Origin of the sequence: Kitasatospora sp. NPDC127121 (assembly GCF_042677305.1) — a bacterium.
Classification (GTDB): domain Bacteria; phylum Actinomycetota; class Actinomycetes; order Streptomycetales; family Streptomycetaceae; genus Kitasatospora.
In genome coordinates this window covers 126,359-138,440 of sequence record NZ_JBHXTQ010000010.1, presented here as the reverse complement: position 1 = coordinate 138,440, position 12,082 = coordinate 126,359, and the positions used below count along the sequence as shown (strand labels likewise).

Below are 12,082 nucleotides of genomic sequence, written 5' to 3'. Positions count from 1 at the left end.
CGGCCGCGTTGCGCGCCCCGGGGGGCGCGGCCCCGCTGGCGCGGGCCGGGGGGGCGCCGGGCCCCGCGGCCCCCCCGGGGCGGGGGTGGGGCGCCCCCCCGGGGTGGGGGGGGGCCCTCGCCCGTGTCCGGTCCGCGCCTTCGGCCCTACTGGGCGCCGGAGGACGCCGACAGCAGGTCCTCCAGCTCCTCCTCGCGCTCCTGCGCGGCCACGAAGAGCAGCTCGTCGCCGCCCTCCAGGGTGTCGTCCTTGCCCGGCACCAGCACCCGGCCCTCGCGGATGATCGTCACCAGCGCGGTGTCCTGCGGCCAGGCCACGTCGCCCACCCGGGTGCCGACCAGCTCGGTGTCGGCGGCCAGGGTCAGCTCGACCAGGTTGGCGTTGCCCTGGCTGAAGCGCATCAGCCGGACCAGGTCGCCGACGCTGACCGCCTCCTCGACCAGGGCGGACATCAGACGCGGGGTGGACACGGCCACGTCCACGCCCCAGGACTCGTTGAAGAGCCACTCGTTCTTCGGGTTGTTCACCCGGGCGACCACCCGCGGCACCGCGTACTCGGTCTTGGCGAGCAGCGAGACGACCAGGTTCACCTTGTCGTCGCCGGTCGCGGCGATCACCACGTGGCAGCGCTGCAGCGCCGCCTCGTCCAGCGAGGTGATCTCGCAGGCGTCGGCCAGCAGCCACTCCGCCATGGGCACCCGCTCCACCGAGATGGAGTTGGGGTTCTTGTCTATCAGCAGGACCTCGTGCCCGTTCTCCAGCAGCTCGCCCGCGATCGAGCGACCCACGGCACCGGCACCGGCAATGGCGACCCGCATCAGTGACCCTCCTCCTTCGGCCCCTGCGCGAACGCGGCCTCGACCGCCGTCAGGTCGCCCCGGCGCAGCATCACGTGCACCAGGTCGCCTTCCTGCACCACCATCTGGGGCGAGGGCAGCACGCCCTCGCCGAGCCGGGTGACGAACGCCACCCGGGCGCCGGAGGACTCCTCCAGCACGCCGATGCGGTGGCCGACCCAGCCCGGGGCGTAGGCGACCTCGGCCAGCTGGACGCCGCCGCTCGGGTCCTGCCACAGCGGCTCGGCGCCGCTCGGCAGCAGCCGGCGCAGCATCTGGTCGGCGGTCCACCGGACCGTCGCCACGGTCGGGATGCCCAGGCGCTGGTAGACCTCGGCGCGGCGGGGGTCGTAGATCCGGGCCGCGACGTTCTCCACGCCGAAGTTCTCCCGGGCCACCCGCGCGGCGATGATGTTGGAGTTGTCGCCGCTGGAGACCGCGGCGAACGCGCCGGCCTCCTCGATGCCCGCCTCGCGCAGGGTGTCCTGGTCGAAGCCGACGCCGGTCACCCGGCGCCCGTTGAACCCGGCGCCCAGCCGACGGAACGCGGTCGGGTCCTGGTCGACCACGGCCACCGAGTGGCCCTGTTTCTCCAGGGCTCTGGCGAGGGCCGAGCCCACGCGGCCGCAGCCCATGATGACGATGTGCACCGGCGCTACCTCACCCGTCCCGTAGGGTTCTTGACCTGCGCAAACACCGTTCATCTCCCTTTCCCGCCCGGCTTCCCTGGGCGAGCGTTCTCGTGGGGCGCCGACTCACAACCTGAGTGTTGCCCGCCGACTCGTATCCGACACGCTAGCCGGTCCATAGAACGCAGTCGCGACGAAGGGGGGGACAAACGGCGGAGCCCGGCCCGGGAAGCCCCTACGATTCCTTAACGTGCCTATGCCGACTGACCTACCGAAACGCATCCTGATCGGGCGCGCCCTGCGCAGCGACAAATTGGGCGAAACACTTCTGCCCAAGCGGATCGCGCTGCCCGTCTTCGCCTCGGACGCGCTCTCCTCGGTCGCGTACGCCCCCGAGGAAATCCTGCTGACGCTCTCCGTGGCGGGTGCCTCGGCGATCCACTTCTCCTGGCAGATCGGCGTCGTCGTCGCGATCGTGATGCTCGCGGTGGTCGCCTCCTACCGGCAGAACGTGCACGCCTACCCGAGCGGCGGCGGCGACTACGAGGTCGCGACCGTCAACCACGGGCCCAAGTCGGGACTCGTCGTCGCCAGCGCCCTGATGGTCGACTACGTGCTCACCGTGGCCGTCTCGACGACCTCGGGCGTCGCCAACGTCGTCTCCGCCGTCCCCGCGCTGCGCGGCCACGAACTGACCCTGTCGGTCATCGTCGTGGTGGTGCTGATGGGCATGAACCTGCGCGGCGTCCGCGAATCCGGCACCGCCTTCGCCGTCCCGACGTACGCGTTCATGATCGGCGTCATCGGCATGGTCGGCTACGGCTTCGTCCGGCACTTCCTGCTCGGCCAGGACATGCCCGCCGAGAGCTCCGGATTCCACCTCGCCGCCATCCCCGGCAACGAATCGCTGGCCGGGTTCGCCATGGTGTTCCTGCTGCTCAAGTCGTTCTCCTCCGGCTGTGCCGCGCTCACCGGCGTGGAGGCCATCTCCAACGGCGTGCCGGCCTTCCGCAAGCCCAAGAGCAAGAACGCCGCCACCACCCTGCTGATGATGGCCAGCATCGCCGTGGTGATGTTCATGGGCATCATCTGGCTGGCCCGCCTCACCGGCGTGCAGATGGCCGAGAACCCGGCCGAGCAGCTCGTCGGCTCCTCGCCCGGCTACCACCAGAAGACCGCGCTCGCCCAGATCAGCGAAGCCGTCTTCAACAACTTCACGCCCGGCTTCTACTTCGTCGCCGCCGTCACCGGCCTGATCCTGGTGCTCGCCGCGAACACCGCCTTCAACGGCTTCCCGGTGCTCGGCTCGATCCTCGCCCAGGACCGCTACCTGCCGCGCCAGCTGCACACCCGCGGCGACCGGCTGGCCTTCTCCAACGGCATCATCCTGCTGGCGATCGCCGCGATCCTGTTCGTCATCGCCTTCGACGCGGACCCCAACCGGCTGATCCAGCTCTACATCGTCGGCGTCTTCGTCTCCTTCAACATGAGCCAGTCCGGCATGATCCGGCACTGGACCCGGCTGCTGCGCACCGAGACCGACCCGGCCAAGCGCCGCCACATGCAGCGCAGCCGGGCGATCAACACCTTCGGCCTGGTGATGACCATGGCCGTGCTGATCGTCGTCCTGGTCACCAAGATCAGCCACGCCTGGATCGCGATCGCCGCGATGGTCGTGCTCTTCGTGATGATGAAGGGCATCCGCCGCCACTACGACCGGGTCTCCGAGGAGCTCACCGCCGCCGAGGAGCCGGACGACGTGGTGCTGCCCACCCGGGTGCACGCCATCGTGCTGGTCTCCAAGCTGCACAAGCCCGCGCTGCGCGCCCTCGCCTACGCCAGGCTCGCCCGCGCCCACACCCTGGAGGCCGTCACCGTCAACGTCGACCCGGCCGACACGGCGGCGCTGCGCCGGGAATGGGACGAGCGCGGCATCGAGGTGCCGCTCAAGGTGCTGGACTCGCCGTTCCGCGAGATCACCGGGCCCGTCCTCGACTACGTGAAGAACCTGCGCCGCAGCAGCCCGCGTGAGGTGGTGTCGGTCTACATCCCCGAGTACGTGGTCGGCCACTGGTACGAGCACCTGCTGCACAACCAGAGCGCGCTGCGGCTCAAGGGACGGCTGCTGTTCAAGCCCGGGGTGATGGTCACCTCGGTGCCGTGGCAGCTGGAGTCCTCCGAGCGGCGCAAGCCGCAGAAGGCCTGGTCGGCGCCGGGTGCCGTCCGGCGTGGCGAGCCTCGGGCGCCGAAGGCCGTAAAGTCGAAGGTCCCCGTTATGCCAGACGCCACCGCTGACAGCAGCAAGGACTCCGCCCAGTGACCCGCAACACCCCGTCCCGCTCCTCCGGATCCTCGGGCAAGGGCGCCCGCAAGGGCGCCGCCGCCCCCGGCAAGGTCGCCCGGCCGCGCTGGGGCAAGCCCGTGCGCCCGGCCGCCACCGACCGCGACGGCTTCACCGCGCAGACCGCGCCGCTCGCGCCGGGCGAGCCTGCTCCCGCGCGTCCGGCGGAAGCCGACACGGGGAAGCCGAAGGCCGACCGTACGCAGAAGACCGACCGTGCGCCGAAGACCGAGCGCACGCAGAAGGGCGAGCGCTCCAAGGACGGCGCGCCGAAGGGCGACCGCGCGCAGGGATCCCGCGCGCAGGCGTCCCGCACGCCGGGGGAGCGGCCGCGCAAGCAGGCGGTGCGGCCGCCGAAGGCGCTGCGCACCGCGCCGCGGGCCGCGCGGCCCGAGACGCCGACCGGCGATCCGCTGGCCGGCCAGCGCTACGAGGTCGAGGTCGGCCCGGTCGCGCACGGCGGCGGGCACTGCGTGGCCCGGCACGAGGGCCGGGTGCTGTTCGTCCGGCACGCGCTGCCCGGCGAGAAGGTGGTCGCACTGGTCACCGAGGGCACCTCCACCTCCCGGTTCCTGCGGGCCGACGCGGTCGAGATCCTGGAGCCCGCCAAGGAGCGGATCGCGCCGCCGTGCCCGTTCTCCGGGCCCGGCAAGTGCGGCGGCTGCGACTGGCAGCACGTCACCCCGGGCGGGCAGCGCAAGCTCAAGGGGCAGGTGCTGACCGAGCAGCTGGCCAAGCTGGCCGGGCTCACCCCGGCCGAGGCGGGCTGGGACGGCAGCGTCGAGCCGGTCGGCGGCAAGCTGCCGGCCGGGCAGGTGCCGACCTGGCGCACCCGCGTGCAGTACGCCGTGGACCAGGAGACCGGGAAGGTCGGCCTGCGCAAGCACCGCTCGCACGACGTGCAGCCGGTGGACCGCTGCCTGATCGCCGCCGAGGGCGTCACCGAACTCGGCATCGAGGCCCGCGACTGGCCGGGCATCGCCTCGGTCGAGGTGATCGCCGCGAGCGGCTCCTCGGACCGCCAGGTGGTGCTCACCCCGCGTCCCGGCGCCCAGCTGCCGCTGGTCGAGCTGGACAAGCCGGTGTCGATCGCCCGGGTGGACGACCAGGGCGACATCCACCGCGTGCACGGCCGCAGCTTCGTGCGCGAGCGGGCGACCGGGCGGACCTGGCGGGTCAGCAACGGCGGCTTCTGGCAGATCCACCCCGAGGCGCCGGACACCCTGGTCGACGCCGTCCTGGACGGCCTGGACCCGCAGTGGGGCGAGAACGCGCTCGACCTGTACTGCGGCGTCGGCCTGTTCGCGGGCGCGCTGGCCGACCGGGTCGGCGAGGAGGGCGCGGTGCTCGGCATCGAGTCCTCCAAGCAGGCCGTGGCCGACGCCCGGCACAACCTGGCCGCGCTGGACAACGTGCGGATCGAGTGCGACCGCGTCGAGACGCTGCTGCCGCGCACCGGCATCACCGCCACCGACCTGATCGTCCTGGACCCGCCGCGCTCGGGCGCCGGGCGCGAGACCGTCGCGCACCTGGTCGGCCTGGAGGCGCGCCGGATCGCGTACGTCGCCTGCGACCCGGCGGCGCTCGCCCGGGACCTGGCGTTCTTCCGCGAGGGCGGCTACCGGCCGGTCTCGCTGCGGGCCTTCGACCTGTTCCCGATGACGCACCACTTCGAGTGCGTGACGATCCTGGAGCCGATCGGGAAGTGACCCGGCGGCCCTCCGGGGTGCTGACTGACGGGCTCTGACCGCGTTCGAGGCGGTTCGGGGCGGTCAGAGGCAGTCCGGGGGAGTTCGGGGGAGTTCGTCGGAGGAGACGGCAGAGGAGGCGGCACCCGTTCACGCGGGTGCCGCCTCCTCGCCGTTCCGGTGCGGGACGGTCAGGGCCGGTTGTGCTCCTCCTCGTCGGCGCTGTGCGGAAGGTCGATCCCGTGCTGGGCGGCGAGCCGGAGCAGTCCGGCGATCCGGCCCTCGTACGCCTGGACGCCGTCGGCGTCCCCTTCGGCCCGGGCCGCTGCGAGGTCCCGGCGGGCCTGGGCGAGCTGCTCGCGCAGCTCCTGGTCGAACATGGCTGTCATTGCCGGCCTCCAGACCGGTCGGTGCCGCTCCGCGGAACGCTCAGGAGAGTTCAGAGTCTCGGAAGGTGAAGAACTCTTCAAGTCTCGCTCGCCCCGGCGGGGTGGCGGGTGCGGGCCGGGCGGGGTGGCGGGTGCGGGCCGGGCGGTCGCCGGGGTGCGGGTCAGGGAGTGGTCAGGGGGACGCAATGCGCCGGTAAAGGCCGCTGCCGGCGCCGCCGTTCGGCTCCCGGAGGGGGCTTGACGAGGTGATTCGCGCGGGGCGAAGGTGAGCGGCCGACATGTCATGTGTGCTGTTGCACAGCCACCGCCGGGGCCGCACCCTCCCGCCCGGAGCGGTCGGCCGGGAGGGTGCGGCCCTTGCGTGAGGGGGAGGGTCATGGAGCTGGAACTGCGGCACCTTCGCGTGCTGTGCGCCATCGCCGACACCGGGAGCGTCGGCAGGGCCGCCGTCCTGCTCGGCGCCTCGCAGCCCGCGACCAGTACGCAACTGCGCCGGATCGAACGCCACCTGGGCGCGCCGCTGTTCGAGCGCACGGCCGTGGGCGTCGCGCCGACCTGCTTCGGCGTCGAGGTGGTGGCCGCCGCGCGCGACCTCCTCACCCGCGCCGACTGCCTCGGCCGCCGCCCGGCGGCCCCCGGCGAGCCGGCCCGCCAGGAGCTGCGCCTGGCCGCGACCATCTCGCCGATCCTGCCCGGACTGGTCACCAGGGCCCGGCACCAGCGGCCCGACCAGCGCTTCACGGTGACCTCCGTCTACCGCTCGTCGGACATCGTCGACCTGCTGGAGCAGGGCGACGCGGAGGCGGCCGTGGCCGTCGACTACCCGGGCCGGGAACTGCGCCACTCGCCGGCCGTCGCGCACCGCGGCATCGTCACCGAGCCCGCCTTCGTCGCACTCCCGGCGGGCCACCGGCTCCGGCACCGCACCGAGATCGCCCTGGTGGACCTGGCCGAGGAGGACTGGTTCCTCACCCCCGACGACGGGGCCGGCTGGCACGGCGTGTTCTACGGCGCCTGCGCCGCGGCGGGCTTCACCCCGGCGACCGTCCACGAGTTCCTCGGCGGCCGGCTGGAGCTGCAGGAGATGATCTCCGCCGGGCTCGGGATCTCCGTCGTCCAGGCGACCACCAGGCCGCTGGCCGAAGTGGTGGTCAAGCCGCTCGCCGGGACGCCGATCTGGGTCCGCCACCTGCTGGCCTGGCGGGCCGCCGGGGTGAGCGGCGAGGTCGTGGAGACGCTGTTCGGCGCGGCGGCCGCGGCCTACCGGGACCTGATCGCCAGTTCGCCGACCTTCCAGGCCTGGGCGGCGCGGACGTACCGGCCGGTCCGGCCGTAGGGAGGCCGGGTCGGGCGGTGGGACGGTCGGGTCCGGCGGTGGGGAGGCCGGGTCGGGCGGTGGTGCGAAGCGGGGGCGGGCGGTCGGTCCCGGTGGGGCGGTGTTATGCCGGACGCGGTAGATGTCATATGACCTGTGACATTGTTCTGGCGGGTCGCCCGATGGCAGGATCACGTCGACTTCCCCCATGCCTCGGCAGTCGTCCAGTCGCCTCCCCCACAGGAGAAGGACCCCGCAGTGCGCCTTCGCATACCCCTCCCCACGCTCATGGCCGGCGTCGTCGCCGGCTGTGCCACCGCCGCCACCCTGCTGCCGGTCCCCGCGCTCGCCGCGTCCGGACCGGCCGCCCAGCCGCCGGCCGGCGCCCGGTCGTCCGCCGCCGCCCCGGCGACGGCCGACGCCGCGTCGGCCGTCCCGAAGCCGCTGGGGGCCTTCCTCGCGGCCGATCCCTCCGAGGCCGCCGCCCCCGCCGCCAAGCCGCTGCCGCCGGCGCTGCTGGGCCAGGTCGTGATGGGCCAGCCGGCCGGCACCGCCGTGCAGACCGCGCCCCGTCCGGCCCAGCCGCACGCGCCCGCGGCCAAGCCGGGCAACTCCGCGGCCCAGCCGGGCAGTTCCGCCCGCGCCGCTACTGGCTCGGCCGGTGCCGTCGCTGGTACGGCCCGCGCCGCCGCTGGTACGGCCGGTGCCGCCGCGCCGAGTTGCACCCCCGCCGACTTCGGCGGGCGCAGCGGTGCCGACCTGGTCTCCTTCCTCGAAGGCTCGACCACGGACTGCGTGAACACGCTGTTCAACGTCACCGGCACCGACGCGGGCAGGATCTTCAAGGAATCCCAGATGCTCACCGTCGCCAACGCCTACCAGGGCCTGGCGGCGAACTACACCGGGGACAACTCCACCGGCATCCTGCAGCTCGTGCTCTTCCTGCGGGCCGGGTACTACGTCCAGTCCAACAACGCGGACGCGGTCGGCCCCTACGACGCGGCGCTCACCAGTGCCTCCAAGGCCGGGCTCGACGCCTTCTTCGCCGGCCGGCACTGGACCGACGTCACCGACAACAACGGCACCGTGCTCAACGAGGTGCTGGTCCTGACCGACAGCGCCAACGTGCAGGGCAGCTACCTGGGCGTCTACAAGCAGGTGCTGACCAGCTACAACAACTCGTACAACGCCTTCCCGAAGATGCTCAAGGCGGTCAACGCCGTGCTGTCCGCGCCGCTGTGGCGGGGCAACTGGAACAGCGACTTCGTCAGCGCGGTCGGCGCCGACCCGAGCATCGGCACCGTCCTGGGCGACTTCGCGCTCAACCACAAGGACCTGCTCGGCACCGCCAACGCCTACCTCGACGTCAACGCCGGCAACGACCTCGGCCGGATGGCCGGCGACGGCCCCGTCGTCGAGGCCGCGGTCAAGGGGAAGGTCAAGGCGGTGCTCGACGGCGCCCAGATCACCGGCGTCACCGGCCCGTTGTACGTCCACACCGCCTACCAGGCCAACGCCTTCGACCCCGGCCAGTGCTCGTACTACGGCACCTGCGACCTGCCGGCGAAGCTGACCGCGGCGGTGCTGCCGAACCAGCTGGTCTGCGACAACCGCACCATCCTGACCGAGTCGCTGTCGCCCGCCGACCTGGCCGCCGTCTGCACCAGCCTGCGCGGCGAGGACACCTTCTTCCACAACCTGGTGAAGGACAACGGCCCGGTCAACCCGTACGGCAAGAACATGACCCTCGCGGTCTTCGCCAACCAGGCCGACTACCTGAACTACTCCTGGGCGATCTTCGGGAACTCCACCGACAACGGCGGCCAGACCGTCATGGACCCGACCGACCCCAACAACCGCGCCGTGTGCGTGATGTACCAGAAGTCGTGGAACGACGGCTTCACCGCCAACGTGTGGAACCTCAACCACGAGTACACGCACTACCTCGACGGCATCTACGACATGAAGGGCAACTTCTCCACCGAGATCTCCGTGCCCGACATCTGGTGGATCGAGGGCGTCGCCGAGTACGAGTCCTACGCCTACCGCGGCACCACCGACACCCAGGCGATGGCCGAGGCCGCCAAGCACACCTACAAGCTCAGCACCGTCTTCCAGAACACGTACGGCAACTCGGACTCGGTGCGCACCTACCCGTGGGGCTACCTCGCCGTCCGGTACATGTTCGAGAAGCACCCGGCCGACGTCTACGCCATGCTCGGCCACTTCCGCACCGGTGACTACCAGGGCGGCTACGCGGTCTACAACGGCATCGGCACCGGCTACGACGCCGACTTCGACGCCTGGCTCGACGGCTGCGCCGCCGGCGCCTGCTACGCGGCTGGCCCGACCGCGCTGTTCGGCCAGGCCGTCAACGGCGCCACCGTCACGCTGACCGACAAGTCCGTCCAGACCGGCCCCGGCCAGATCACCGCCTGGCACTGGACCTTCGGCGACGGGACCTCCTCCGACCAGCGGAACCCGAGCCACGGCTACGCCGCCGCGGGCACGTACACCGTCGCCCTGACCGTCACCGACACCACCGGCAGGACCGCCAGCACCCCGGCCTCGGTCACCGTCACCACCGGCACCGGCGGCGGCACCACCCTGCCGACCTGCACCGACCCGCGCACCGACGCGCTCGGCCAGAACTGCTCCCGGTCCAACCTCACCGCCACCGCCGGCGGCCTCGACTACCTGTACGTCTACCTGCCGGCCGGCGTCAGCACCCTGAAGATCAGCACCTCCGGCGGCACCGGCACCGCGTACCTGTACTACAACGCGGACACCTGGGCCTCGCCGAACGCCTTCACCGCCTCCTCCACCAACGCCGGCAGCACGCAGAGCATCACCGTCACCAACCCGACGGCCGGCTACCGCTACATCAGCCTCTACGCCAACACCGACTTCAGCGGAGTGACGGTCAGCACCCAGTTCTGATCCGGACCCGCGTTCGCTCCCGGGCGGGGAACGTCCGTGCGGGGAACGTCTGTGGGGGGGGGCACGTCTGTGGGGGTGGGCGCTCCGTCCGGTGTGCGTGCGCCCTTGTTGTGCTAGCACTTCAGCGCTAGCTTGAGATTCATGGGTAAGAAGCAGCTGAACGTCCGGGTGGACGCCACGACCGCGGAGATGGCCCGGGAACGGGCGGAGCAGCAGGGGATCAGCATGAACCAGTACATCGAGCGCCTGGTCCAGCAGGACATGGGCGAGGCGGGGCGGGCCTTCGTCGACGCCGCCGCCCAGTTCATGAAGGAGTACGAGACGGCCTTCCTGGCCGAGTTCGCGGAGCCGGGCGACCTGAAGGACGTGCGCCGTTGAAGCTGGAGGTCGACCTCTCGTGGCTGCTCATGACCGCCGAGCAGTACACGCCCGGTGACCCGCAGGTCACCGACTACGGGTCGTTGCTCGCGGCCGTCGCCCGGCACCAGGCCGAGATCTTCGACATCGACGTCTACCCCGAACCACAGGACCGCGCCGCCGCCCTGATGCACCAGCTGATCCGGGTGCCGGCCCTGGAGAAGACCAACGAGCTCTACGCGACCGCCGCCGCCTACGCCTACCTCGTCGCCAGCGGCTGCACCGTCGCCACCACCGCCCGCGAGGTGCGCAGCCTCGCCCGGGCCATCCGGGAGGGGCGGCTCGGCGTGTCCGGGGTCGCCGAACGGCTGGCGGGGTGGGTCGTCGACGAGGCAGAGGGGGAGGGCGTCAGCGGGGCGGAGGACGAGGACGACGACTGACCGGGTGGGGCTCCTGCCCGGTCGCGTCGTCCTCGTCGTCCGTTCCTGAGGGCTCTCGTTGGTGTGGTCGGGGGGTCGGCCGGTCGTCGGGTCGGCCGGTCTGCGGGTCAGTCGCCGGGCCGGTCCGGGGCCGGCTCGGCGATCAGGGCCGTCGCGAACGGGCGGAAGCCCGCCCGGCGGTAGATCCGGGCGACCTCCTCGTCGGCGGCGGACAGGAACACCGTCCGCACGCCGTTCGCCCGCGCGTGCGCGACCAGGGCCGCGGTGACCGCCAGACCCAGCCCGCGCCGCCGCGCGACCGGCAGCGTCCCGACCCCGGCCACCTCGGTGACCGCGCCCACCGGATTGTGCTGGCCCGCGCACAGCGCGGAACCGTCCTCCACCGCGGCGGCCAGCACGGTGGCGCCGTCGGTGATCCGCCGCGCGATCCGCTCCACCGCGCCCTCTGCCGTCAACCGCCCTGCGGCCTCGGCCAGTTCGGCCGCACCCACGGCGCCCACGCCGGTGCCCGGCTCGGCGAACGCCAGGTGCGGAACGGCGACCGCCGCCGCCAGCTCCGGCGCGTCCGCGCCCAGGACCTCCACCCGCACCTCCTCCGGCAGCTCGGGCGCCGGGGCCGGCTCGTCCTGCGGGCCCAGCACCAGCAGCGGGTGCTCGTGCACCGCGAGCCCGGCCGCCTCCACCGCGGCCCGCAGCTCCGGACTCCGCTCGGCCACCCACTCGAAGGCCTCCGGCTCGCCCAGCTCCCGCTGGCGGGCCAGCACCCGCAGGACGTCCTCGGCGGTGGTGGCGGGGCCGTCGTGGTCGAGCGTGGGGCGGGCGTAGTAGGGCCAGCCCGCGCCCTCGCGGACGAACAGGGTCAGCGGGCCGAAGTCCTCGGTCCGCGCGGCGCTGCGCGGCACCGCGTCGTAGTAGCGCTCGATCGCGTCGAGGAGGGAGTGGTCGGGGGCATGATCAACAGAAGTCACGGCGTGCATCCAAGCAGGGGCGTCGGCGGCCCGCCACCGTATTGTTCCCGGGCTTCGTACCGGGGGCGCCGGTGACGGTGTGACGGACGGTGGCGGTGCCTCGTGCCGGGGGTGATGGCGGGCGGCGGCGGTGCTTCGTGCCGGGGGTGGCGAAGGGCCGGGGCGGGGCGGGCGCCTGA

10 protein-coding genes are annotated in these 12,082 nt (G+C 72.7%); 6 read left to right on the top strand and 4 right to left on the bottom strand.

Annotation, left to right across the window (positions count from 1 at the left end):
- Window positions 1-146: 146 nt before the first annotated feature.
- Together ACFVHI_RS08640 and ACFVHI_RS08635 are read right to left on the bottom strand one after the other, a co-directional pair.
- Entirely contained in the window at window positions 147-818 is a 672-nt protein-coding gene (locus ACFVHI_RS08640; protein ID WP_063347598.1) for a TrkA family potassium uptake protein, read from the bottom strand.
- On the bottom strand, window positions 818-1,486 hold the full coding sequence (locus ACFVHI_RS08635) for a TrkA family potassium uptake protein (protein ID WP_063347597.1): 669 nt from the start codon (window positions 1,484-1,486) through the stop codon (window positions 818-820). Before ACFVHI_RS08635 ends, ACFVHI_RS08640 begins: the two co-directional genes overlap by 1 nt.
- Before the next feature lie 229 nt (window positions 1,487-1,715).
- On the opposite strand from ACFVHI_RS08635, the gene ACFVHI_RS08630 reads away from it, so the two are divergent.
- Window positions 1,716-3,785 (top strand): APC family permease, encoded by a 2,070-nt coding sequence (locus ACFVHI_RS08630; protein ID WP_107452862.1) that lies wholly within the window; start codon window positions 1,716-1,718, stop codon window positions 3,783-3,785.
- A 383-nt stretch (window positions 3,786-4,168) separates the two neighbouring features.
- Complete coding sequence (locus ACFVHI_RS08625) at window positions 4,169-5,515, top strand: class I SAM-dependent RNA methyltransferase (RefSeq protein WP_063351104.1); 1,347 nt, start codon at window positions 4,169-4,171, stop codon at window positions 5,513-5,515.
- Between the two features lie 170 nt (window positions 5,516-5,685).
- Here ACFVHI_RS08625 and ACFVHI_RS08620 read toward each other — a convergent pair whose 3' ends face one another.
- A complete protein-coding gene (locus ACFVHI_RS08620; protein ID WP_159398428.1) occupies window positions 5,686-5,883 on the bottom strand; it encodes a hypothetical protein in 198 nt (65 codons plus the stop codon).
- 376 nt (window positions 5,884-6,259) lie between these two features.
- On the opposite strand from ACFVHI_RS08620, the gene ACFVHI_RS08615 reads away from it, so the two are divergent.
- From ACFVHI_RS08615 to ACFVHI_RS08600, 4 genes are all read left to right on the top strand, one after another.
- On the top strand, window positions 6,260-7,219 hold the full coding sequence (locus ACFVHI_RS08615) for a LysR family transcriptional regulator (protein WP_063347594.1): 960 nt from the start codon (window positions 6,260-6,262) through the stop codon (window positions 7,217-7,219).
- Window positions 7,220-7,456: 237 nt separating this feature from the next.
- Complete coding sequence (locus ACFVHI_RS08610) at window positions 7,457-10,138, top strand: collagenase (RefSeq protein WP_380336973.1); 2,682 nt, start codon at window positions 7,457-7,459, stop codon at window positions 10,136-10,138.
- Between the two features lie 141 nt (window positions 10,139-10,279).
- Complete coding sequence (locus ACFVHI_RS08605; protein ID WP_063347592.1) at window positions 10,280-10,516, top strand: toxin-antitoxin system HicB family antitoxin; 237 nt, start codon at window positions 10,280-10,282, stop codon at window positions 10,514-10,516.
- Window positions 10,513-10,935 (top strand): hypothetical protein, encoded by a 423-nt coding sequence (locus ACFVHI_RS08600; protein WP_063347591.1) that lies wholly within the window; start codon window positions 10,513-10,515, stop codon window positions 10,933-10,935. Before ACFVHI_RS08605 ends, ACFVHI_RS08600 begins: the two co-directional genes overlap by 4 nt.
- A 107-nt stretch (window positions 10,936-11,042) precedes the next feature.
- On the opposite strand, the gene ACFVHI_RS08595 is transcribed toward ACFVHI_RS08600, so the two are convergent.
- Complete coding sequence (locus ACFVHI_RS08595) at window positions 11,043-11,912, bottom strand: GNAT family N-acetyltransferase (RefSeq protein ID WP_380336971.1); 870 nt, start codon at window positions 11,910-11,912, stop codon at window positions 11,043-11,045.
- Window positions 11,913-12,082 lie beyond the last annotated feature (170 nt).